Annotated in this window: 16 protein-coding genes; 8 read left to right on the top strand and 8 right to left on the bottom strand. The window is 74.8% G+C overall.

Going from position 1 to position 22,647, the window contains the following annotated elements; translation table 11 throughout:
* The first annotated feature begins 331 nt into the window (after positions 1-331).
* Together ABZY31_RS10605 and ABZY31_RS10600 are read left to right on the top strand one after the other, a co-directional pair.
* On the top strand, positions 332-1,906 hold the full coding sequence (locus ABZY31_RS10605) for an alpha/beta hydrolase (RefSeq protein ID WP_356407276.1): 1,575 nt from the start codon (positions 332-334) through the stop codon (positions 1,904-1,906).
* A gap of 218 nt (positions 1,907-2,124) precedes the next feature.
* Positions 2,125-4,218 carry a SpoIIE family protein phosphatase gene (locus ABZY31_RS10600; RefSeq protein WP_356407274.1) on the top strand — a complete coding sequence of 698 codons (2,094 nt, stop codon included), beginning with the start codon at positions 2,125-2,127 and terminating at the stop codon, positions 4,216-4,218.
* Positions 4,219-4,312: 94 nt separating this feature from the next.
* Here the strand turns inward: ABZY31_RS10600 and ABZY31_RS10595 are convergent, their stop codons facing one another.
* Positions 4,313-5,002, bottom strand: a complete 690-nt coding sequence (locus ABZY31_RS10595) for a DUF4328 domain-containing protein (RefSeq protein ID WP_356407271.1) — start codon at positions 5,000-5,002, stop codon at positions 4,313-4,315.
* 216 nt (positions 5,003-5,218) lie between these two features.
* Between ABZY31_RS10595 and ABZY31_RS10590 the strand changes: the two genes are divergently transcribed.
* Complete coding sequence (locus tag ABZY31_RS10590) at positions 5,219-8,182, top strand: phosphodiester glycosidase family protein (RefSeq protein WP_356407268.1); 2,964 nt, start codon at positions 5,219-5,221, stop codon at positions 8,180-8,182.
* Here ABZY31_RS10590 and ABZY31_RS10585 read toward each other — a convergent pair.
* Positions 8,169-10,124, bottom strand: coding sequence for an ABC transporter permease (locus ABZY31_RS10585; RefSeq protein ID WP_356407265.1), 1,956 nt, complete (start codon positions 10,122-10,124; stop codon positions 8,169-8,171). The genes ABZY31_RS10590 and ABZY31_RS10585 overlap by 14 nt on opposite strands.
* Positions 10,125-10,194: 70 nt before the next feature.
* Positions 10,195-11,016, bottom strand: a complete 822-nt coding sequence (gene modA / locus ABZY31_RS10580) for a molybdate ABC transporter substrate-binding protein (RefSeq protein WP_356407262.1) — start codon at positions 11,014-11,016, stop codon at positions 10,195-10,197.
* 243 nt (positions 11,017-11,259) lie between these two features.
* Here modA and ABZY31_RS10575 point away from each other — a divergent pair, with 243 nt between their 5' ends.
* Entirely contained in the window at positions 11,260-11,649 is a 390-nt protein-coding gene (locus ABZY31_RS10575; RefSeq protein WP_356407260.1) for an RNA-binding S4 domain-containing protein, read from the top strand.
* Between the two features lie 30 nt (positions 11,650-11,679).
* Here the strand turns inward: ABZY31_RS10575 and ABZY31_RS10570 are convergent, their stop codons facing one another.
* The 4 genes from ABZY31_RS10570 to ABZY31_RS10555 all read right to left on the bottom strand — a co-directional run bounded on the left by ABZY31_RS10570 (position 11,680) and on the right by ABZY31_RS10555 (position 18,334).
* Positions 11,680-12,117 (bottom strand): PTS fructose transporter subunit IIA, encoded by a 438-nt coding sequence (locus ABZY31_RS10570; RefSeq protein WP_356407257.1) that lies wholly within the window; start codon positions 12,115-12,117, stop codon positions 11,680-11,682.
* Complete coding sequence (dhaL, locus tag ABZY31_RS10565; protein ID WP_356407294.1) at positions 12,114-12,746, bottom strand: dihydroxyacetone kinase subunit DhaL; 633 nt, start codon at positions 12,744-12,746, stop codon at positions 12,114-12,116. The genes ABZY31_RS10570 and dhaL overlap by 4 nt, the downstream gene beginning before the upstream one ends.
* Positions 12,747-12,890: 144 nt before the next feature.
* The gene (dhaK, locus tag ABZY31_RS10560; RefSeq protein ID WP_356407254.1) at positions 12,891-13,895 is read right to left on the bottom strand and encodes a dihydroxyacetone kinase subunit DhaK; all 1,005 of its coding nucleotides are present in this window, start codon (positions 13,893-13,895) and stop codon (positions 12,891-12,893) included.
* Between the two features lie 212 nt (positions 13,896-14,107).
* Positions 14,108-18,334 carry a S8 family serine peptidase gene (locus tag ABZY31_RS10555; RefSeq protein WP_356407252.1) on the bottom strand — a complete coding sequence of 1,409 codons (4,227 nt, stop codon included), beginning with the start codon at positions 18,332-18,334 and terminating at the stop codon, positions 14,108-14,110.
* Between the two features lie 91 nt (positions 18,335-18,425).
* Between ABZY31_RS10555 and ABZY31_RS10550 the strand changes: the two genes are divergently transcribed.
* Entirely contained in the window at positions 18,426-19,379 is a 954-nt protein-coding gene (locus ABZY31_RS10550; RefSeq protein WP_356407249.1) for a helix-turn-helix domain-containing protein, read from the top strand.
* Between the two features lie 24 nt (positions 19,380-19,403).
* On the opposite strand, the gene ABZY31_RS10545 is transcribed toward ABZY31_RS10550, so the two are convergent.
* Positions 19,404-19,964 carry a quercetin 2,3-dioxygenase gene (locus ABZY31_RS10545; protein WP_356407246.1) on the bottom strand — a complete coding sequence of 187 codons (561 nt, stop codon included), beginning with the start codon at positions 19,962-19,964 and terminating at the stop codon, positions 19,404-19,406.
* 108 nt (positions 19,965-20,072) lie between these two features.
* On the opposite strand from ABZY31_RS10545, the gene ABZY31_RS10540 reads away from it, so the two are divergent.
* From ABZY31_RS10540 to ABZY31_RS10530, 3 genes are all read left to right on the top strand, one after another.
* On the top strand, positions 20,073-20,525 hold the full coding sequence (locus ABZY31_RS10540) for a MarR family winged helix-turn-helix transcriptional regulator (protein ID WP_356407243.1): 453 nt from the start codon (positions 20,073-20,075) through the stop codon (positions 20,523-20,525).
* Positions 20,526-20,607: 82 nt separating this feature from the next.
* A complete protein-coding gene (locus ABZY31_RS10535; RefSeq protein WP_356407240.1) occupies positions 20,608-21,174 on the top strand; it encodes a TetR/AcrR family transcriptional regulator in 567 nt (188 codons plus the stop codon).
* A gap of 108 nt (positions 21,175-21,282) precedes the next feature.
* Positions 21,283-22,638: a carotenoid oxygenase family protein gene (locus tag ABZY31_RS10530; RefSeq protein WP_356407237.1), complete on the top strand. Its 1,356-nt coding sequence runs from the start codon at positions 21,283-21,285 to the stop codon at positions 22,636-22,638.
* The last annotated feature ends 9 nt before the right edge of the window (positions 22,639-22,647 follow it).

The raw sequence follows: 22,647 nt of genomic DNA, 5'->3' as shown, positions 1-22,647 counted from the left end.
GGGCCCCGCCCCCCCGGCCCCGGGCGTCCGCCCGGTCCCCGCGCCCCCCGCCGGGGGCCGGCCGCCCCCCGGGGGGGCGGGCCGGCCCGGTCCTGTCCGCCTGCCGTCGTACCCAAGGGGGAGGGGACTACGCGCCGTTGTGCGGGCGCGGGCCGGGCGGTGCAGGGGAACGCCCCGATCGAGCGGCCGAATCTCGGCCGTCTGTCCGGATATCGCGTAGTACGCGAGAGGGACGAAAGGTCGGCTCTTGTGGGGGATTCGTCCGAAGTGGTCCGTCCAACACAGTGGAGGCGCAAGGGATTTCATCGGAAGAAAGCACGGTCCTCCGCGCATGAAACGTCTCGTCCCGCTGCTCGCCGCCGCCGGCCTCATGGCCACCGCCCTGCCCTGGGCGGCGTCTTCCCAGGCGTCCGCCGCCCAGACCCCCGAATACCTGCGCCAGAAGCCGACGTGGCAGCGGTGCAGCCCGGACAAACCGGAGGTGGTGGAGTGCGCGACCTTGAAGGTGCCGCTCGACTACCAGCATCCCGAGGGGCGCATGCTGGACCTCGCCATATCCCGGATGAAGAGCGGGGACCCGGCCAAGCGGCGCGGGGTACTGCTCGTCAACCCGGGAGGCCCCGGCGCCGGCGGGCTCTACCGCACGATACGGACGGACAGGGAGATGCCCAAGGACGTGCGGGACCACTACGACCTCATCGGCTTCGACCCGCGCGGCGTCGGTGAGAGCAGCCCCGTCACCTGTGGGCTGAACCGCGACGAGCGCGGCATCGGGGGCGCCTACCGGCCGGAGACCTTCGCCTCGGACGTGGCCTGGGCGCGCGGAATCGCCGACAAGTGCCGGGAGAAGTCCGGCGACGTGCTCCCGCACATCACCACCCGCAACACGGCGCGCGACATCGACGTCATCCGCGCCGCGCTCGGGGAGCGCACGATCTCCTACCTCGGCTACTCGTACGGGACCTACCTCGGCGCGGTCTACTCCCAGATGTTTCCGCAGCGCACCGACCGGTTCGTCCTGGACAGCGGCATAGATCCGCAGCGCGTCTGGCGCGGGATGATCCAGGTGTGGGGAACGGGAGCCGAGCCGGCCTTCGAGCGGTGGACCCGGTGGGCCGCGGAGCGCGACGACTACTACAAGCTCGGCGCGACGCCCCAGGCGGTGGCCGACACCTTCTGGGCGCTGGTGGCCCGGGCCGACCGCGAGCCGTTCCTCTACAACGGGCAGAGGATGACGGGCGACACCATCCGGGAGGAACCCTCGCTCTACTTCTCCCCGCATGAGGCCTCGGTCGGCATCAAGGGCCTCAAGGCTGCCGCCGACAAGGCCGCCCAGCCGCCGGGCGGCACGAACGACCCGGCCGGCAAGGCGCCGCTCGGCACGCCGCGCGCCGGGGGCCCGAGTGTCGGCCGGCCGGAGCCCACCACCGCTTCGGACGATGCTCCCGACGACAACGCGATGGCCGCGTACTGGTCCGTCGTGTGCGGGGACACGGACAGCTGGCCGCGCGATCCCGGCCAGTACGCGCGGGACGCGGCGCAGGACAAGGTGAAGCACCCGCTGTACGGGGACTTCGCCTCGAACATCAAGCCCTGCGCGTTCTGGCAGCGGCCGCTGGAGGCCGCGACGCCCATGAAGACCCGGGCCGCCGTGCTGACCGTGCAGAACGAGTGGGATCCCCAGACGCCGCTGACCAGCGGCCAGGGGCTGCACGCGGCACTGCGCGGGTCGCGGATGGTGACGGCTCTGGGCGCCGAGGGGCACGGCGCGTATCTCGCGACCCCCACGGCCTGCGCCAACATACCCGTCAACGCGTACCTCACCACGGGTCGGCTTCCCGCCCAGGACGTGAGCTGCCAGAACCCGCCGCCCAGCACGGAGCCGGGGCAGGGCCACGGCGGCTGACGGCGGCCCCGGCCACGGCGAGCCTGGCCACAACGTGCCCCGTCCACGGCGGCACCGTCCTCGGCGGCCCGGGCCGCCGAGGCCTCCGCCTCCGGTGCGGCTGCCGGGCCGCAGGACCGGCCGGTCGCAGGGCGAGGGGCCGCAGCGCCGGGTGGCCGGATCCCGGTCGGTGCGCCGCTCGCCCCGCGCGCCGGGCGGATGGGTGAGATCCTGACTGCATGGCCGAAAGGGGCGAATCCCTCGCGGTCGACTGGCCTGCCCGTCCGGACCTGAGCCTCGCGCTGAATCGGATGGGCACCTTCGACTGGGACCTCGACAGCGGGCAGATGCATCTGGACCCGACCGCTCTCGAGGTGTTCGAACTGCGCCCGGAGGAGTTCACGGGCACCCCCGGCGGGCTCCGGGCCCGGATACCCGCCGGCGAAGAGGCGCGGCTCGACGCCCGGGTCGCCCAGGCTCTCAAGGACGGGCGCAACCATTACGGCGCCTACTTCCGCATCCGCCGCCGTGACGGCTCGGCCAGCTGGACCCACATCCAGGGCCACATCCTGCGCGACCCGACCGGACGTCCGTACCGGATCATCGGTATCGTCCGGGACGCGGACCTCGATCCAGGCGAGCCGGGGGCCGGCAGCGAGCGGGACGAGGGGCGGCGCCGGATGACGGGCGTCGTGGAGCGCACCACCGCCATCCTCGCGCATGCCCGGACCGTCAACGACGTCACCGACATCCTCAAGGACCCCGCCGCGCTCGGCCACCTCGGAGCGGTCAGCATCATGCTCGGCGTGGTCGACGGGGGCCGGGTCCACCTGGTGGCGGAGGGGCAGCTGGGCACGTACGTCCCGGAGATCGAGTACACCCGGATCGAAGCCGACCTCCCGATGAGCGAAGCCGTACGCACGCTGCAGCCGGTGTACGTCACCTCCCGGGACGAGTTCCAGCGCCGCTTCCCCCTCCTGTGGCGGTACATCCAGCCGCTCAACGTGCGCAGCGGGGTCTATCTCCCGCTGATCGCGCAGGGCCGCCCGATCGGAGCGCTCGGACTGCTGTACGCGCGGGAGGGCGACTTCACCGCGGAGGAGAGCAACCTCCTGGTCGCCCTCGGCAGCGGCATCGCGCAGAGCCTCCAGCGGGCCATCCTCTTCGAGCAGGAGCACGACCTCGCCGAAGGGCTCCAGCGGGCCATGCTGCCGCGCAGCATCCCGGAGGTGCCGGGCGCGCTGATCGCCGTGCGCTACCGATCGGCCCGGATGGGGCGGGACATCGGCGGGGACTGGTACGACGTGATCCCGCTCGGCGAGGGCCGGGTCGGCGTGATGATCGGCGACGTGGAGGGTCACGACACCGACGCGGCGGCGGTCATGGGGCAGCTCAGGATCGTCCTGCGCGCCTACATCGCGGAGGGGCACACCCCGGGCACCGCGATGGCACGGGCCTCGGCCTTCCTGCGCGAGCTGGAGACGGAGCGCTTCGCGACCTGCACGTACGCGGAGATCGACCTGACCACCGGGATGCTCCAGATCGTCCGGGCCGGTCACCTGGACCCCGTCGTGCGGCGCGGCGACGGCAGCTGCCACCGGGTGTCCGCGGCCGGCGGCATGCCGCTGGGGCTGCCGCCGCGCGACCGGTCCGGGGCGGATTCCGGTTACCCGGTGACCACCATGGAGCTGCATCCGGGAGACACCCTGCTGCTCTGCACGGACGGGCTGATCGAGCGGCCCGGGGCCGACGCGGACACCGGCATGCGGGAGTTCATGGACGCGGTGTGCGACGGACCGGTGGACGTGGAGGAGCTGGCCGACGTGCTCTGCGATTTGGTCGGCGACTCCGGTACGGGCGACGACATGGCCCTCCTGCTGCTGCGCCGCCGGGGCACCCCCACCCCGCGCGGCGGCGGCCCGCTCCGGCAGCGGCTCCTGCCCGGCGACCAGGAGGGCCCGACGCTGGCCCGGCACCTGATCCGCGCGGCGGTGGCCGCCTGGGGCGCCCGGGACATGGCGGACGAGATCGAGCTGGCCGCCGACGAGCTGATGACCAACGCCCTGGTGCACACCGACGGCGGCGGCCAGGTGAACCTGCGGCTCACGGTCGAGGGCCGGATCAGGATCGAGGTCGAGGACTCGTCCAGCGCCCTGCCCCGGCGGCGCGAGGCGGGCGACTGGGCGGTCTCGGGGCGCGGGCTGATGCTGGTGGACCGGCTGGCCGACGACTGGGGCGTCGAGCCGAAGGGCGCGGGCAAATGCGTCTGGTGCGAGTTCGCCGTCCCCGTCGCCGCGGCCCCCGCCGCCGCGGCGCCCGTGCCCGCCGGGTGAACGCGGGCGCGCCCCGTAGCGCGTGACCGTGCCCGGTGCCCGGTGCCCGGTGCCCGGTGCCCGTTGTCGGGTGACAGGTGGCCGTGAAGGAGCGTCAGGCGAGGGCGTTGGGTCCTTCGGTCGCCTTCGTGACCTGCAGGGCGGTCAGCTTGCGGACGAAGAGGACCGCGAACACCGCCGAGACGGCCGACAGCAGGTCGCCGCCCGCTTCGCTGGCGCGGCCGACCAGGTTCGACCCGATGAAGGTGAACCACCAAACGGTGACGGGCGTGACGCCGAGGGCGCGGGCGGAGCCGTCCGGCCCGTACTGGACGCTGGCCTGCCAGGTCTGCTTGGCGATCCGAAAGGGCAGGAAGAGGTTGCCGATCGGGATGAACCAGGATCCGATGGCCCAGCCGGGCCCGTTGCCGAAGAGGTCGGGCCGGAACACTCCGCCGTTCACGCGGACCCGGTGGAACCAGATGATGAAGACGATCCCGGTGCCCAGCAGGAGGACGAGCTGGACCAGCGCGACGGAGCCGGACAGCAGCGCGTCGCCGCTCAGCGCCTCCGTGCCGTCGCCGACGGCGATGTCGCTGACTCCGGCGCCCTTGCCCAGCCCGATCAGGGCAGCCGCCAGGTCGACGACGCCCGCGACGCCCAGCAGGATCGTGACCGCGAGGCCCAGTCCGCTGGGAGAGCGGAGCGCCGGGGCGGGGGCGACGGGGCCGGAGCCCGGTACGGGCGGATCGTAGGGACCGGGTGCGCCGGACGGACCGGGCGCACTGGTGGCGTCGTAGGACATGACGGAGGACCCCCCACGGGTACATGTGGTGCGCATGAAGAAACCCGCCGAGGGCGGGTCCCGCGCGAACATATGACAGAGGATCGTCCTCTGTCCAAAGCTTTCCGGCCAGCGTTCTGACGATGCGCGAAGGGTCCGCCCGGCGAATGGCTGAACCGGCCTCGCAGCCGCGGGTTCATCCGCTTGTGTGCTGAGCGGACAGATCATTCTGCCGTGGTGTCCCCACTCCGTCCGTTGCTGGTCCTGCTCCTCGCCACGGCCGCGCTCGCGGGCCCCGCCCGCACCGCGGCCGCCGACCCGGGCCCGGTCGCGGCCACCGGCACCGAGACCGCCCGGACCGGCCGTCCCCTCGCCCCCGGCGTCCGGTTGGAGTCCTACGACCGCCTGGAGCGCGACCGCTGGCTGCGGATCGACGAACTCGCCGTGGACCTCGGGGCCCCGGGCGTACGGGCCGAGTACCTGGGCGGGGGCGGCCCGGCGACCGTCGCCGATTCCGCGGCCCGCCACCCGGCCGGACCGGGCCGCCGGGTGGTCGCGGCCGTGAACGGCGACTTCTTCGACATCGGGGGCACGGGAGCCCCGCTCGGCCCCGGCATTCGCGGCGGCCGGCTGCTGCACGCCCCCGCCCCGGGCGCCGGCGCGGCCATCGGCTTCGGCGCGGACGGCGCCGGACGCATCCTCACCCTCGGACTCACCGGCGGCGTCACCCTGCCCAATGGTCCGGACGGTGCGGACGGTCCCACCGGCCCTCGCAGCCCGGGCAGCCCGGGCGGTCCCGGCAGCGCGCGAACCCCCGCCACCACGCACCCGCTCGCCGGGTACAACACCGCCCGGCCGCCCGCCGAGGGGTACCTCGCCTACACCGCCGACTGGGCCGGGGGAACGCTCCCCGCCGCCGGTCCGGGGGCGACCGCCGAGGCAGACGTCGCCAACGGGCGGGTCACGTCGGTACGTTCGCCCGCGCGCGGCATCCCGCCCCTACCCGGCGTCACCGTGCTGGTCGGCCGGGGCGGGGCGGCGGCCCGGGTCGCCGCGCTGCGCCCGGGAGACCCCGTCACCCTCTCGGCGGCGCTCCGGCGCGACGACGGCGGGCGCGGGCCCCTGGTGTCCGCCCTCGGCGGGCGCGCGGCCCTGGTGGTGGGCGGCGTACCGCAGAACCACGACGGCGGGCCGAACGACGCCTCCGCCCCGCGCACCGCGGTCGGCCTCTCCCGGGACGGCCGCACGCTCCGCCTCGTCACCGTCGACGGCCGCCAGCGGGACAGCGCAGGCCTCACGCTCACGGGGCTCGGCCGGCTGATGCACGGCCTCGGGGCCCACGACGCGCTGAACCTCGACGGCGGCGGTTCCACCACCCTGCTCGCCGCACGCAGCGGGACCTCCCGGCTCGACCTGGAGAACTCCCCCTCGGACGGTGCGGCCCGCAAGGTCGCCAACGGGCTGGTCCTCACCGTCCCCAGCGGCCCGGGACGGTTCACCGGCTACCGCGTCGAGGCCCTCGGCGGCGCCACCCGGGTCTTCCCCGGCCTGACCCGCACCCTCACCGCCACCGGCTACGACGCCGTGCTCGGCCCGGTGCCGGCCGCCCCCGGCGCGCCAGGGCCCCGCTGGTCGGTGGACCCGGGCGGCTCCGGCCGGGTGGATGTCGAGGGCATCTTCCACGCCCGGCGGCCCGGTGGCGCGTCGGTGCGGGCCCGCGCCGCGGCGGCCGGCGGAGCGCTGCGCCTGGACGTCCTCGGCCCGCTCACGGGCCTGCGCCCGAGCACACCGCGGCTGGGCCTCGCGGACCGGGCCGAGACGGGCACCTTCGCGCTTACCGGACGCGACGCGCAGGGCCGGGCGGCCCCGGTGGAGGGCCGCGACGTGCGCTGGGAGTACGACCGTACGCGCTGGCGGATCGGCGAGGACGGACGCGGCGGCTTCACGGTGACCGCCCTCCAGCCGCGGGCCACCGGCCTGCTCCGGGCCACCGTGGCGGCGCCCGGAGCGCCCGCGGTGACCACCGAACTGGCCGTGGGGGTGGGGCTGGTGGAAGAGGACCTGGCGGACCTGAGCGACGCGGAGCGGTGGAAGGGGCCGGGCGCGGGCGCGGCCCCCGGGCACCCGGGGACCGGACTGCGCCTCGACCTCACCGCGGAGGCCGCCGGAGCGGCGCCGCGGCGGGAGCGGCGCCGCCCCGCGTCCCCGGCCCGGCGGCAGGGCGGCTCGGCCGCGGCGGAGCCGCCGCGTCCCGTACCGCTGCCGGACCTCGCGCGTTCCCTGGCCCTCTGGGTCGAGGGCGACGGGTCGGGGAGCCGGATCGCGGCGCGGCTGCGCCAGGGGGACGGGGCGGAGGTGGTCCTGCGCGGGCCCGCCGTCGACTGGACCGGCTGGCGCCGGGTCAGCCTGCCCGTACCTGCGTCGGCGGAGCGGCCGTTGGCGCTCGACCGGCTCTCGGCGAGCTCCGGTACGCGGCCGGGCACGGTGGTGCTGGACACCCTGACGACGGTGGGTCCGCAGGCCGGTGCGGCGCCGCGGAACCCGGTCGTCCGGGACCCGGCGCTGGCCGCGACACCCGCCGAGGTCGGTGCGCGGCCGTGGCGGTTCGCGCTCCTGCCCGGCGGCCAGTCGGCGGCCGACCTGCGGCGGGCCCGGGAGGAGATCGGGGCGGAGCGGCCCGAGGTGGTGCTGGCCTCCGGTGACGCGCCCGGTTCGCTGGTCCACCGGGGCGTACGGTTCCTGCGCTTCGACGGGACCCGCCGCACCCTCGACGGGGGCGGGCTGGAGCGCCTGCGGGCACTGCGCGAGGGGATCGCCGCGGCGGCCCGGGAGGCCGCCACCGGGGCGCTGGTCGTCGTACAGGACGACGGGACGGCAGGACGGTCGCCGGTGGACCGGAAGGAGGCGGCGCTGCGGGACCGGCTGCTGGCGGAGTTCCGGTGGGCGACCGGCAAGGGCGCGGCGGTGGTCGTCCTCGGCGGCGGCGCGCCCGAGGTGGGCCGGAGCGAGGGGGTCGTGTCGGTGACGGCGGGAGGCCCCGGCTGGGTGCTGGTGGGGGTGGACGGGGCGGGCAGGGGCCCCGGCGGAGAGGGCGGCGGCGAGTGGCTTTCCGTGCTGCCGCGGCCGGTCCTTGCGCCGACGCCCCGCCCCGCGCCGGCTGCTGCCGTTCCCGTACCGGCCGCCGGGGTCAGAGGGCGATGAGGGTGACCTCGGTCGCCTTCACGCTCGTCCAGACCTCGGCGCCGTCCGCCAGGCCGAGTTCGGCGGCGGCCTGCGGGGTGATCTCGGCGACCAGGTCGGGGGCCTCGGGCGAGGAGACCAGGATCCGGAGCCTGCTGCCGATCGCCGTGATCTCGCGGACGGTGCCGGGCCACACGTTGCGGGGGCTGCCGCCCGGCCGGTCGCGGTGGACCGAGACCGCCTCGGGGGCGATGATCGCCAGCGCCGCGGCGCCGTCCGGCAGGGTGTCCGCGAGCACCAGCCGGCCGCCGCCCGCCAACGCCAGGCCCTCTCCGGTCGCCGTGCCGGGCCATGCGTTGCGGCCGAGCATGCGGGCCACCCACGGGGACCGCGGATGGCGGGTGACCTCGGCGGGCGGGGCGTCCTGGAGGGCGCGGCCGTCGGCGAGCACGAGCACCCGGTCGGCCAGGGACACGGCCTCGACGGGGTCGTGGGTGACGATCAGGCAGACCCCGCCGAAGCCCGCGAGATGGGTGCGCAGGGTGTGCCGTACGTGCGCCCGCGTCGTCTGGTCGAGGGCCGCCAGGGGCTCGTCGAGGAGCAGCAGCCGGGGCCTGGCCGCCAGCGCACGGGCCAGGGCCACGCGCTGGGCCTGACCGCCCGAGAGCTGGGCGGGCTTGCGGCGGGCGAGGTGGCCGACGCCGAGCCGGTCGAGCCACGTCTGCGCCTCGGCGCGGGCCTCGGCGCGCGGAACGCCCCGGGCGCGGAGTCCGTACGCCGTGTTGGCGAGGGCGTTCAGGTGCGGGAAGAGGGCGCCGTCCTGGGGGACCCAGGCGACCTGCCGCTTGTGCGGGGGCAGGGCGCTGACGTCGAGGTCGCCGAGGGTCAGTGCGGCGTGGGCGCGCGGGGTCAGTCCGAGGAGGGCCCGGAGCAGGGTGGTCTTGCCGGCGCCGTTCTCCCCGACGACGGCGATGGTGGTGCCGGGCTCCGCGTCCAGGGTCAGTTCGTTGAAGCCGGTGACGGTCGCGTGCAGCGGCCAGCTCCCGCCCGCCGCAGCGGCGGAGCCGCCGGGCGCCGCCGCGCCGTCGACCGGGGGCCCGGCCGCGGGCTCGGGAGGGGCGTCGGCGCCGGTGGTCTCCGTACGACCGGCGGCCGGCGGTGCCCCGGTCCACCGGCCGCGCAGCCCGATCAGGACGGCCATGGCGATCGCGAGCAGCAGCAGCGACAGCGAGGTCGCGGCCTCGGGCTGGTCCTGGAGGAGCAGGTACACCTGGAGCGGCAGGGTCTGCGTGGTGCCGGGCAGGTTCCCGGCGAAGGTGATGGTGGCGCCGAACTCGCCCAGCGCGCGCGCCCAGGTCAGCGCGGCTCCGGCGATCAGACCCGGGGCCACCATGGGCAGGGTCACCGTGAAGAACACCCGGACCGGCGAGGCTCCGAGGGAGGACGCGGTCTCCTCGTAACTCTGCCGGAGTCCGCCGAGCGCCCCCTCCAGGCTGATCACCAGGAACGGCATCGCGACGAAGGTGGCAGCGATGACCGCGCCCGAGGTGTGGAAGGGAAGGGTGACCCCGAAGGTGTCCTCCAGCCAGGGCCCGAGCAGTCCGCGCCGCCCGAAGCCGAGCAGCAGGGCGACGCCGCCCACGGTCGGCGGGAGCACCATCGGCAGCAGGACGAGCGAGCGCACGAGGGGCTTGCCCGGGAACCGCACCCGCGCCAGGAGCCAGGCCAGCGGCACCCCGAGCAGCAGGGAGAGCCCGAGCGCCCAGAACGAGACGAGGAGCGAGAGCCGCAGCGCCTCGACCACGCCCGGGGTGGTGAGGTGCGTGCCCAGCCGGCTCCACGGGGTGCGCGCGAGGATGCCGAGGAGGGGCAGGAGCAGGAAGGCGACGGCCAGCAGGGCGGGCAGCGCGAGGGCGAGCGGCGGACGGATCCGGGTCTGCGTCCGCGTACGGGATCTGGCCATCTGCGCTGCCTCTTCTGCTTCTGCCACTGCCTCGGACGCCGCGTCCTGTGCCTGTTCTACCGGACGGCGGTCAGGCCGGCTGGAAGCCGGCGTCCTGCAGGATCCGCTGCGCCTCGGGGGTGCTCAGCCACGCCACGAACGCGGTGGCGGCCTCGGCGTTCCCGGAGCCCTTGAGGGCGGCGGCGGGGTAGGAGGCGACGGCGTTCTGCCCGTCCGGGATGTCGATGGCCGTGACCTTGTCCTTGGACTTGTCGGAGTCCGTCTTGTAGACCAGGCCGGCGTCGGCCTCACCCAGCTCGATCTTGGAGAGCACCGCGCGCACGTTGGGCTCCTGAGAGACCGGCTTCACCTCGATCTTCTGGGCGTCGAGGATCTGCTTGCCGTACCGGCCGACCGGGACCTCGGGCGCTGCCAGGACCACCTTGATCTTGGGATCCGCGAGGTCCTTCAGCGCGGCGATCTTGAAGGGGTTGCCCTTGCCCGCGGCGATGACCAGGCGGTTCTTCGCGATGACCTTCGAGGCGGTGGTCTCGGTGGCGAGTCCGTCCATGGTCTTGGTGTCGGCGGTGACCAGTGCGTCGGCCGGGGCGCCCTGCCGGACCTGGGCGGCCAGCTCCTGGGACCCGGCGAAGGAGAAGGTGATCTTCATGCCGGGGTGGGACTTCTCGTACGCGGCGCCGGCCGTCTTGAAGACGTCGGTGAGCGAGGAGGCGGCGAGGACGGTCAGCCGGGCCGGCTTCGGCCCGGCGGCCGACGCGGAGCCGGACGCGCTCGCGCTGTCGGCGGCGGGCTCCTTCGGGTCGTCCTTGCCGCAGGCGGTCAGCGGGACGAGCAGGGCGGCGCCGAGGACGGCGGCGGCCGCGCGGCGGCGGTGGGTACTCGTGGAGAACACGGTTTCGGCTCCTCGGGTCTGGCAAGGACCCGCGCCGGGGACGGGCGGAGCGGGTGGGGGCGGTGGGACCGCAGGTGCCACACGTTAGGGCCACTTCTGCCGCATGTGCAATCACCTTCGGGCAATCTACCTGGCACCTGCCATGCGAGTTGGCGCATCCGCCAAGGATGCCGCGCCGGGCCGCCCGGGGACGGCGGTCCCGGCGGATCCCGCGCGGCCCGGCCCGGTGGATAGAGTCGGGGCATGGCTGAAGAGGGAACCGCAGCGGGAACGGGAACGGCGCGGGTGGACGTCTGGATCTGGTCGGTCCGGCTGACCAAGACCCGCTCGATCGCGGCCGCCGCCTGCCGGGCGGGGCACGTGCGGGTCAACGGCGAACGCGCCAAACCGGCCCAGGCGGTCGGCCCGGGCGACGAGGTGCGGCTCTTCCACGCCGGGCGCGAGCGCATCGTCGTGGTCCGCCGGGCCGTGACGAAGCGGGTCGGCGCGCCCGTGGCCGCCGAGTGCCTGACCGACAACAGCCCGCCCCCGCCGACCCCCGTCGAGGCGGCGGTCGTGGGCATCCGCGACCGGGGCGCGGGCCGCCCCACCAAGCGCGAACGGCGCGAGATCGAGAACCTGCGGGGCCGCTGAGACGGCGGTCCGGACCGCGCGGGGGGCGGGTCAGACCTTCCGGTACGCGTAGGCCTCGCCCGCCGCCGCAGCCACGGCGTCCAGCGGGGCGCCGGTCGCAGCGGTCACCACGGCCGCCACCGCGCCCTCCAGGAACGGCGCGTCCAGCAGCCGCGACCCCGCCGGCAGTTCCTCGTCCAGCAGCAGCGCCTTGACGGTCAGCACCGAGCTGCCGAGGTCGGCGATCAGCGCCACCCCGGCGCCCCGGTCCACCGACCGGGCCGCCGCCGCGATCAGCTCGGCGCTCGTGCCCAGCGCGCCGTCGGGCGTGCCGCCCGCGGCGGCCACCGGGACGGCGGGCCCGCCCGCCACCAGGTCCCCGGCCAGCTCCGCCACGGACCGGGCCACCGCCGCGCTGTGCGACACCAGCACGATCCCGACGAGGGCTCCGTCCCCGGTCCCGGCTTCGCCGTTCGCCGTCGCGCTCACTGCCCGGCCTCCGCGGGTCCTGCGGCGTCGTCGGCATCGGCCGTGTCGGCGAGCGCCCGCAGCAGCAGCGCCGCCGAGGTGGCCCCCGGATCCTGGTGCCCGATGCTCCGCTCGCCCAGATAGCTCGCACGTCCCTTGCGGGCCTGGAGCGGTACGGTCGCCAGCGCCCCGTCCTGCGCCGCCAGCGCCGCCGCGCGGTACGACGTGCTCAGCGCCGCGATCCCGGGAACCAGCGCGTCCAGCATCGTCTTGTCGCCCGGCGCGGCCCCGCCCAGCTGCGCGACCGCGCCCACCCCCGCGTACAGGGCCTGGCGCAGCTCCTCGTCGGAGACCCGCGCGGCGTCGCCGAGTTCCTTGCCGGTGCGCCGCAGCAGGGTTCCGTACAGCGGGCCGGAGGCCCCGCCCACCGTGCTGATCAGGGTCCGCCCGGCCAGTTGGAGCACCGCGCCGGGGGACTGCGGCGGCTGGTCGCCGAGTGCGGACCGTACCGCCAGGACACCGCGCAGCAGATTGCCGCCGTGGTCGGCGTCGCCGATGGGGGAGTCCAGCTCCGTCAGCCGGTCCGCTTCGCGCTCCACCGACACGGCCACGGCGGCCAGCCAGCGTACGAAGAACTCCGCGTCCCGCACCGTGTTCCGCCCCTCGTCCGGATCCTGCTCCGCGTCCCGCACCGGATCTCCTCGCAGCCGATCGACGTCATCCTGCCCGCTCCGTTGTGACCGCTCCCAGCCTACGGTCCCGGAGCCCGCGTTACCGGAGCCGCGCTGCCCGTGTCAGCGGCCCCAGCGCAGGGCGGTGGTCTGCACCGGCGCGTCCCACAGCCGCAGCAGTTCGTCGTCGGCGCGGCACAGGGTCAGCGAACACCCCGCCATGTCCAGCGCCGTGACGTAGTTGCCGACCAGGACGCGGGCCACGGGCACGCCCCGCTCCGCCAGCACCCGCGCCACCTCGGCGTGGAACCCGTACAGCTCCAGCAGCGGGGTCGCGCCCATCCCGTTGACCAGTGCGAGCACCGGACCGCCCACCGGTCCCACCTCGTCCAGCTCCGGGAGGACGGCCTCGACCGCGATCTCCGCGATCTCCCGGGCGCTCGTCATCGGTCGCCGCTCGCGGCCGGGCTCGCCGTGGATGCCGATGCCCAGCTCCAGTTCGCCGTCCGGCAGGGCGAAGGTCGGGCTTCCCTTGGCCGGGGTGGTGCAGGGGCTCAGCGCGACGCCGAAACTGCGGGAGGCCCCGTTCACGCGCCGGGCCAGTGCCGCGACCCGCTCCAGAGGCGCTCCCTCCTCGGCGGCGGCTCCCGCGATCTTCTCGACGAAGAGGGTGGCGCCGGTGCCGCGCCGTCCGGCGGTGTGGAGGCTGTCGGTGACGGCCACGTCGTCGTCCACCAGCACCCGCTCGACCCGGATGCCGTCCTCGTCGGCGAGTTCGGCGGCCATCTCGAAGTTGAGGACGTCCCCCGTGTAGTTCTTGACGACGAACAGCACCCCCTCCCCGCTGTCCACGGCGGCCGCGGCCCGCAGCATCTGATCGGGCACGGGGGAGGTGAACACCTCGCCGGGGCAGGCCGCCGACAGCATGCCGTACCCCACGAACCCGGCGTGCAGCGGCTCGTGACCGGACCCGCCGCCGGACACGATCCCGACCCGCCCGCTCCCGCGCACGTCCCGCCGCAGCACGATCCGCCGTTCCACGTCCACGTCCAGCTCCGGATGCGCGGCGGCCATCCCCCGCAGCGCGTCCGCGACGACCGTCTCCGGACTGTTGATCAGCATCCTCATGCGCGTCTCCCGGTGGGGGTGGGCGGGTGATGCGCCGTCAGCCGCAGGCCCGGGGCGCATCGCTCACCCCGACCGTAGGGGAGCCGGCCCCGCCGCGACAGGTGGGGGTGCTCCCGGCGTGCCGCGGGACCACGCACGACTGCCGTGGCCGGCGGGAACGGGTCCCGTCGGCCACGGCAGTCACGCGGGCGCGCGCGTCGGCGCCGGGTGGGTCAGCGGTGCAGCTTCAGGCGGTGCACCCCGCCGTCGACCGTGCCGACGTACAGCGTGCGGCCGTCTGGGGCGGCGGCCAGCTTGGTGGTGTCGGTGTTCTGCAGGCCGCCGGAGACGTTCTCCCAGGTGAGGCCGTTGTCGGTGCTGCGCAGGACGCCCCGGCCGCCCTGCACGAGGCCGGACTCGGTGGAGCGGGTGGTGGCCGCGTACAGCGCCCCGCCGACCCGCAGCAGGTCCGACACGTGGACCGCGAGCGGGCCGGTGTCGGCGGTGCGGAACGTCTTGCCGTCATCGGCGGTGATCCGGACGGAGGAGCCGCCGACGATCAGGCGTCGGCCGTCCATCGTGAGCGCGGTCACCGGGCCGTCGGCGACCTTGGTCTTGGTGACGCCGCCGTCGTCCGAGCGGTAGAGGCCCGAGGCGTTGCCGAGCCACAGGCGCCGCGGGTCGCGCGGGTCACCGGCCATGGCGTCGAACGACCTTTCGTGGAAGAGGTTCTTCCACGTCCTGCCTCCGTCGGCCGTCGAGAACAGCCCGTCGCCGAAGATGCTCCGGAAGCTGATCGCCACCCGGTCCGGGTCGGCGGGGTGGACCAGGATGGAGGTCGGTATCTCGGAGGACGTGCCCTTCACCTGCCAGGTCCGGCCGGCGTCGCCGCTGCGGGAGACCTCGAAGAGGCCGGTCGCGGTGCGCCGCACCTGCCACGCCACCTTGGAATCCTTCGGCGAGACGGCGATGTGCGAGGTGAGGCGACCGGTCATGCCCTCCGAGCCGGACTGGCCCCACTCGGGTCCGGCGACGGGGATGGCGGTGCGGTAGGTGCCGCTCACCGTGCCGGCGAGCAGCTGGTCGCCGCTGGCTGCGAGGGCGAGGGTGGTCAGGCCCTGGACGCCGATCCTGCGGTAGCCGGCGCCGTCGGCCGAGCCGCGGTACAGGCCGTCCTGTTCGCTGGACACGGTCACCGAGCCGTCGGCCCAGCGGTCGTAGTCCATCGCGATGGCCGCCTTCGAGGGCGCGGCCACGGGCTTCCAGGTCCTGCCGTGGTCGCGGCTCACCTGCCCGGCGCCGAACAGCGCGCGCAGGTACAGGTCGCCGCCGGAGGCGGTCAGCCCGTTGCCGCCCTCCGGCAGGGTCAGCAGGGTGGACCAGGTGCGGCCCTTGTCGTAGGAGCCGCGGATGCCCGTACCGGGGACGTAGGCCGCGACCACGGTGGAGTCGGCGGCCAGGCCGCGGATGGTGTTGACCGGCTCGTCGAGGATGCGGTGCGCCGTCCCGGGGTCGCCCTTGCCGATGCCGTCGATCCGCCAGACGCCGTCGAAGGTCGCCAGGTACAGGGTGTCGCCGACGAGGGCGGCCTCGCGGATGCCTCCGGTGATGCCGGTGGGGTACGTCGCCCAGCTGTCGCCGGCGTCGGTGCTGACCAGCAGCGAGCCGTCGACCATCGCGGCGAGGGTACGGGTCTGCTCGTCCGCGACGAGTTCGTCGATGTGGGCGTCGGGCACGTCGAGCTTGCGCCAGGTGCGGCCGTTGTCGTCGGTGCGCAGGATGGTGCCCCGGCGGGTGGGGTCGGCGGCCGTGTTCACGGCGTACCACCAGCGATCGGGGCGGCGGGCGTCGACCACGACCGCTCCGGTGCCGTTGCCGTCGGCGATCGGCAGCCTGCCGACCTGGCGCCAGTGGGCGCCGCCGTCGGTGGTCAGCCAGGGAGCGGCCTTGCGGTACTGGGTCACGACGGCCTGCTTCGGCCGAGCGGGCGAGAGCGCGACGTAGCCGGCCTCGCTGTTCGGACCGATGGGCTCCCAGCGCTCGCCGCGGCTGTTGGCGGGGGTCACCTCGAAGGCGCTGGACCCGGTGATCCGGCGGCCGTCGGTGGTCGTGGCCTGGACGGCCACCAGGTAGGCGCCGGCCGCCTTCCCGGTCACGTCGGCCTGGTAGTAGCCGGCGCCGTTCATGGTGGTGGGCAGGGTGAACGCCTTGCCGTGCGGCGGCGTGACCTTGATCTCCGGCGGCGCGTTGAGGGCGGCCGGCGCGGCGATGTGCACGGTGGAGCGGCCGTCGCTCGGGTCGGGGGAGGCCTGGACGACCAGGTGCCGGACGACGAGCAGGTAGGGCACCTGGAGGGCCGGGCCGCGATCGGGGGTGGCCGTGATCCGGCCGCTGATCTCGGTGTCGGTGGCCGGACGGTCGGCGCGCAGGGTGGCGGTGACGGTCGCGGACCCTCCGGCGGGGAGGGTGACCCGCGCCGGGGAGACGGTCGTGGGCCCGCTGCCGGTGAGGGTGACGGTCAGCGGCGTCTTGCCGGGGTTGGCCAGGCGCACCTGCGCGGAGGCGCCGACGCTCTTGTCCGCCAGGTCGGCGAGGCCGAAGGACACGGCCGTCGGGGAGGAGGTGAGGGCGGCCGAGGCCGCGGCGGCCACGTCGAGCCGGCCGCTGCCCTGGACGGTGGGTCCGGTGCCGGCCAGCGGCTTCGCGCTGCCGACCAGGGCGGACTTGACGGCGTCCGGGGCCTGGTCCGGGCGCAGTTGGCGCAGCAGGGCGGCGGCTCCGGCCACGTGCGGGCTCGCCATCGAGGTGCCGGACATGCGGTAGACGCCGGGTGCGTACATGGCGGTGGGGATCGTGGAGCGGATCTCCACGCCGGGGGCGACCAGGTCGGGCTTGAGGCCGAAGCCGGTGCCCGGTCCGCGCGAGGAGAACGAGGCGATCTCGTCGGTGGAGTCGGTGCCGCGCAGGGTGACGGACACCTTCCCGGCGGCCAGTTCACGGCTCAGCTGGGCGTACTGGGTGGCGTCGATGCCCATGACGACCAGGCGGTCCATGCGCAGCGAGTCGCCGGACGCGGTGGTCCGGCCGAGGCCGGGGCGGGCCGGGGTCGCCGGGACCTCGACCGTGCCCGGGGTGGCGGCGGCGAGCACGGGCCCGTCGTGGGACGCCAGGCCGCCGAGCACGGCGAGCGCGCCGCGCTTCTCGGCCTCGCGCGCCCAGTCGATGTCGCTCCCGCTCAGCACCTCCGTACTGGGCGGGACGAGGATGTCGGCCCGCAGGATCTTGCCGCGGACGTCACCGACCCGCTTCCAGTCCTCGGGGGTGCCCGCGCCGACGTCGACGAGCGGGGCGGTGACCGGCTCCCGGGGCGGGTTCGCGGACAGGATGCCGCGGTACGTCTGGATCAGTTCGGGCTTCCTGCCCGCCAGGTACGCGCTGGGCATCCGCACCCCGCTGGTGGAGGCGCCGACGGCGATGACCCCGTCGGCGGATGCCGGGGAGCTGACGGTGCCCTTGCCCGGCCCGGAGTTGCCCGCCGCCGCGACGACGACCACTCCGGCCCGCACGGCGGCGGTCGCCGCGCGGCCCAGCGGGTCGGTGCCGTCACCGGGACCGCCGAGGCTCATGTTGATGACGTCGGCCGGGTGGGGGCCCGCCGGGTCGGCCGCCGCCTCGATGCCGGCGATGATGTCGGAGGTGTAGCCGCTGCCGTCGGCGCCGATGACCTTGTAGGCCAGCAGGCTCGCGTCGGGCGCCATGCCGGTGACGCCCCCCTTCGCGGCCGCCTTGCCCGCGATGATGCCCGCGACGTGGGTGCCGTGGCCGTTGTCGTCCATCGGGTCGTCGTCGCCATTGGCGAAGTCGTAGCCGCCGACGACCTTGTGGCCCTTGCCGAAGCCGCCGCCGAGGTCCGGGTGGCCGTAGTCCACGCCGCTGTCCAGGACCGCCACGACGGTGCCCTTGCCGGTGGCCTTCACCCCGGACGGGTCCGCGCGCTTCCAGACCTCGGGCGCGCCGGTCAGCGGCACGCTGGCGTCCGTCTGCACCTGGACCCGGGTGTCGGGCCGGACGCCGAGGACACCGGGCTGCGCGGCCAGCCGCGCCGTCTCGGAGCCCGGCACCGTCATCGCCACCGCGTTGACCAGCAGGCCGAGTTTGCGGGGGGAGGCGGGGTGCAGGCCGGCTCTGCGCACGGTCTCCACGAAGGCGTCCTGGCGTACCGCGAGGGCCCGCCGGGCGTCGGCCACGGTGGACGCGGGACCCGCGGCCAGGGAGGTGAGCGAGCCGCCGGGTGCGGCGGCGACGGCGGCGTCCCCGGACAGTTCGACGATGACCCGCTGGTTCGGGTCGGGTGACTGCGCGCTGGCGGTGCCGGGTATCGCGGTCAGCGTCCCGGCCAGGGCGACCGTGGTGACGGTGAGGGCCACCAGGCGTCGGCTTCTTCGTGCGTTCTTGGCCATGGAGAGAAGTCCTAGTGCCGAAGTCACTCTCCGTACAACGGATCCCGGCGGCCCATTGCTGCCGGTGGCACAAGTGGGCCAGTATCCGGATATGACGAACGATCTCACCGCGGCAGGCATCGATCCGTTCGACGAGAGCGTCTACCGGGCCGTCCTGACCCGGCGTACGGCGGCCCCGACCGAGCTCGCCGCCGACCTCGGCTGCTCCCCCGTGCGCGCCGCCAGGGCGCTGGACCGGCTGCACGACCACGGTCTGGTCGGGCGGCTCGCGGGGGTGCGCCGCCGGTACGCGGCGATCGAGCCGGGAGCCGCGGTCGAGTCCCTCGTGCGCAACAGGGCCGCGGAGTTGGACCGGGTCCGCTCGGCGGCGGCCGAACTGTCGCGGCTGTTCGCGGCGGCCCAGGCGGGCACCGCGGGGGAAGAGGAAGTGGAGATCACCACCGGCCGCGAGGCGCTCGGCCGCTGGTTCGTCCGCCTCCAGCAGGAGGCGCGCGAGGACGTCATGACGCTGGACCGGCCGCCGTACGCGCTGACCACCTCCAACCCGGTGGAGAGCACGGCGCTGGGCCGCGGCGTGCGCTACCGCGCGGTCTACGCCCCCGAGGCGCTGGAGTGGCCGGGGGTGCTCGACGACATCCGCGGACTCGTGCGCCGCGGTGAGCAGGCCCGGGTCATGCCGGGCCTGCGGATCAAACTGGCCATCGCGGACCGCCGGTTGGCCCTGATGCCGCTCTCCCTGGACCTCGACGGGGTGCGCGCCGCGGTCATCCGCCCCTCGGCGCTGCTGGACGCCCTCACCGACTACTGGGAGCTGTGCTGGAAGCAGGCCCTGCCGCTGGACGTCCCCGCCGAGGACCCGCTCGACGAGGAGGACCGCCTGGTGCTCACCCTGCTGGTGAGCGGCCTCAAGGACGAGGCCATAGCCCGCCAGCTCGGCTGGTCGGTCCGCACGATGCGGCGGCGCATGAGCCGCCTCCACGAACTCCTGGGCGCGGTGAACCGCTTCCAGGCCGGCGTCGTCGCGGTCCGCCGCGGCTGGATCTGAGCGACCCTCGCCGGGGCCGGGGGATCAGGCCTCGGTGCGCCACTGGTGACCGGGCAGGAAGCGCACGTCGTACCGCTGCGGCACGGTGGCGAACTTGTGCGGTTCCGGTACGTACGGCTCCGTCGGCAGGCCGAGTTCCTCGGTCGGGACGCCGAGGTTCTCGAAGAACCGCTCGAAGGTGCCGCCGGGTCCCGCGGCCACGCCGACGACACGGCTGTGGTGGCGCTCGATGCGGTAGGCGTGCGGGCAGTTCTTCGGTACGAAGCCGAAGTCGCCCGCCGTGAGCAGGCGTTCCTGCTGCTCGCCCGCCAGGTCCTCGACGAACAGCCGGACCGCGCCGTCGGTGATGTAGAAGACCTCGTAGGTGTCGGAGTGGACGTGCGCGGGGATCACGTCGCCCTTGGGACCCTCCACGGTGAAGAAGTTGAAGGCGTTCTCGGTCTGCTCGCCGCCCGCGTAGACGGTGACCAGGTCGGTGAACAGGTGGGCGCGGTCGCCCATGCCCTTCTCGATGAAGTACGGCTTCCCGGGCTCGGCCGGGATGAGCGAGCGCGAGCGGCTGGGACGGGCGAGCTCCATGGTCATGGGGACCTCCGGCACGACGGCAACGATGAGTGTCAGGTTACCTGACATGCAGGCCCGGGCGCGCCCCCGTACGGTCTCTGTCCACGCCGCCCCGTCCCGCGAGGAGCCATGACCACCCCCGCGCCCCACGTGCCCCACCTGCCCCAGCTGCTCACCGAGGCCAGGCGCTGGTTCGACGACGCGTTGCTGGCCAGCATGCGTGCCGCCGGTGAACGGCCCGTCACCGCCGGGCAGGCGGCCGTCTTCGCCGCCCTCGACGACGGGGGCACCACGGTCTCGGCGCTGGCCCGCCGGATGGGCGTCACCCGGCAGACCGCCCATCAGGCCGTGCACGCCCTCATCGGCATGGGCCTGCTGGAGCAGGTGCCCGACCCCGCCTCCGCCCGCAGCCGCCTCATCCGCCCCACCCCCGAGGGGGCCCGCGTGCACCGGCGCGCCCAGGGCGCCCTCGCCGTCATCGAAGGCGTCCTGGCGGAGCGCATCGGAGCCGATGCCGTCGGCGCCCTGCGGGAGGCGTTGACGCTTCCCCTGGGGGAGCCACCCTTGGTCGAGGTGCCCTGAGCGGTGGGCGGGGCCGTGCAGTCTTTGCCGTCTTTGCCGTCGGGGGTTGACGCAGGACGGGAGTGAGTGGTCTATTACTCACATGAGTGCGACCAAGACCCGACAGCTGTCCACGGCCGACGCCCGACGCGGCGAGGTGCTCGCCACCGCCGCCCGCGTCTTCGCCGGGCGCGGCTACTACGGCACCTCGACCACCGAGGTCGCCAAAGGGGCCGGGATCTCGCAGTCGTACCTCTACCGGCTCTTCCCGGACAAGGAGGCGCTGTTCGTCGCCGTCGTCGAGAACTGCTCCCGGCTGATCCGCGAGCGGCTGGCCGAGGCGGTCGCCGAGGTGGCCAGCGCCGAGCCCGCCGCCGTGCTGGACGCGATGGGGGACGCGTACGCCCACCTCATCGCGGATCGGGACGACCTGCTCAGGGTGCTGATGCACGCGAACTGCGCGGCGAGCGAGCCGGCCATCCGGGAGGCCGTCCAGGGCATGTACGCGCGCCTGGTGGAGTACGCCCGCTCGGCCTCCGGGGCTCCGGATGCGTTGATCCAGGGGTTCTTCGCCACCGGTTTCCTCTGCAACGTCGCCGTCTCGATCGGCGCCACCGAAACGGACGCGCCGTGGACGCGGACGCTGCTGACGGGCATCCGGCACTACTGACCCACCCGGAGGACGGCCGCGCCGACGCGCGGCCCTCTCTTTGGTCCAAAGAGGGAGTGGTCAATCACTCTCTCCTTTATCCTTCTTCCTCTCCTGTGGAGTCGCGTCATGAACGAAACGGCCAAGCCCTACCTGACCGGGCACTACGCGCCGGTCGCCGACGAGATCACCGCCCGCGGACTGACCGTCCACGGCACGCTCCCGCCCGAGCTGAACGGCCGCTACTTCCGCAACGGCCACAACCCCAAGCCCGGCGTCACCCCCACCCACTGGTTCAAGGGCAGCGGCATGATCCATGGCCTGCGGCTCCAGGACGGCCGGGCCGAGTGGTACCGCAACCGCTGGGTGCACACCCCCGCCCTGGACGGCGCCCCGTACATCGGCGCCGACGGCGTGCCCGACCTGCGCGTCAGTGACGCGGCCACCCACGTCATCGAGCACGCCGGCCGGATCCTCGCCCTCCAGGAGGCGAACCTGCCCTACGAACTCACCCCGGAACTCGACACCATCGGCGCCTACGACTTCGGCGGCCGCCTCACCAGCGCGATGACCGCCCACCCCAAGACCGACCCGGTCACCGGCGAACTGCACTTCTTCGGCTACGGACCCTTCCCGCCCCACCTCACCCACTACGTCGCCGACGCCACCGGCACGATCGTCCGCGCCCAGACCGTCGACGGAGCCGGACCGTCCCTCATGCACGACTTCGGACTCACCGCCCACCACGTGATCTGGCTCGACCTGCCCGTCGTCTTCGACCCCGCCGAGCACTCCGGCATCCCCTACCGCTGGAGCGACACCTACACCCCGCGCATCGGCGTCATGCCGCGCTCCGGAGCGCCCGAGGTCACCTGGTTCGAGGTCGAACCCGGTGCCCTGCTGCACGTCGCCAACGCGTACGAGGACGAGCGCGGCCGGATCGTCCTGTCCGGCCCGCGCTACGACCGCTCCGCCTGGGGCCAGACCTGGAAGTGGTGGACGGGGAGCCCGGGCCACGCGCCCACGCCGATCGTCGGCGCCACCGCCCACCGGTGGGTCCTGGACCCCGCGACCGGCACGGCGCGCGAGGAGGCCCTCGACGACCTGGTGGCCGAGTTCCCCACGATCAGCGAGGAGCGCACCGGCCTGCCCCACCGCTTCGGCTACTCCGTCGCCTTCCCCGGGGCGGGGCTGACCGAGCACGCCCTCGTCAAGTACGACCACGTCACCGGGCGCCGGGAGGTGGTGCCGACGGGCCGCGACCGGATGCCGGGCGAGGCCGTCTTCGTACCGGCGGCCGGGGCCACCCGCGAGGACGACGGCTACCTGCTCGCGGTCATCAGCGACCTGGTCGCGGACGCCTCGCAGCTGCTCGTCCTGGACGCCTCCGCACCCGGCGCCGGACCGCTCGCCACCGTGGAACTCCCGCGCCGGGTGCCCTCCGGCATCCACGGCTCCTGGATCCCCGACGCCCCCGGGCACTGAGCCGTGCCT

Source organism: Streptomyces sp. NPDC006529, from assembly GCF_040611795.1.
In the GTDB taxonomy this organism is placed as follows: domain Bacteria; phylum Actinomycetota; class Actinomycetes; order Streptomycetales; family Streptomycetaceae; genus Streptomyces.
This window is presented reverse-complemented; position numbering and strand designations above follow the sequence as displayed.

Excerpts from the sequence above, each read along its gene's own strand:
- ABZY31_RS10530 (WP_356407237.1), top strand. The coding sequence starts at position 21,283 with ATGAACGAAACGGCCAAGCCCTACCTGACCGGGCACTACGCGCCGGTC.
- ABZY31_RS10585 (WP_356407265.1), bottom strand. The coding sequence starts at position 10,124 with ATGGCCAGATCCCGTACGCGGACGCAGACCCGGATCCGTCCGCCGCTC.
- dhaK (WP_356407254.1), bottom strand. The coding sequence starts at position 13,895 with ATGAGGATGCTGATCAACAGTCCGGAGACGGTCGTCGCGGACGCGCTG.
- ABZY31_RS10535 (WP_356407240.1), top strand. The coding sequence starts at position 20,608 with ATGAGTGCGACCAAGACCCGACAGCTGTCCACGGCCGACGCCCGACGC.
- ABZY31_RS10605 (WP_356407276.1), top strand. The coding sequence starts at position 332 with ATGAAACGTCTCGTCCCGCTGCTCGCCGCCGCCGGCCTCATGGCCACC.
- ABZY31_RS10540 (WP_356407243.1), top strand. The coding sequence starts at position 20,073 with ATGACCACCCCCGCGCCCCACGTGCCCCACCTGCCCCAGCTGCTCACC.
- ABZY31_RS10555 (WP_356407252.1), bottom strand. The coding sequence starts at position 18,334 with ATGGCCAAGAACGCACGAAGAAGCCGACGCCTGGTGGCCCTCACCGTC.
- ABZY31_RS10600 (WP_356407274.1), top strand. The coding sequence starts at position 2,125 with ATGGCCGAAAGGGGCGAATCCCTCGCGGTCGACTGGCCTGCCCGTCCG.
- ABZY31_RS10550 (WP_356407249.1), top strand. The coding sequence starts at position 18,426 with ATGACGAACGATCTCACCGCGGCAGGCATCGATCCGTTCGACGAGAGC.
- ABZY31_RS10545 (WP_356407246.1), bottom strand. The coding sequence starts at position 19,964 with ATGACCATGGAGCTCGCCCGTCCCAGCCGCTCGCGCTCGCTCATCCCG.
- ABZY31_RS10595 (WP_356407271.1), bottom strand. The coding sequence starts at position 5,002 with ATGTCCTACGACGCCACCAGTGCGCCCGGTCCGTCCGGCGCACCCGGT.
- ABZY31_RS10575 (WP_356407260.1), top strand. The coding sequence starts at position 11,260 with ATGGCTGAAGAGGGAACCGCAGCGGGAACGGGAACGGCGCGGGTGGAC.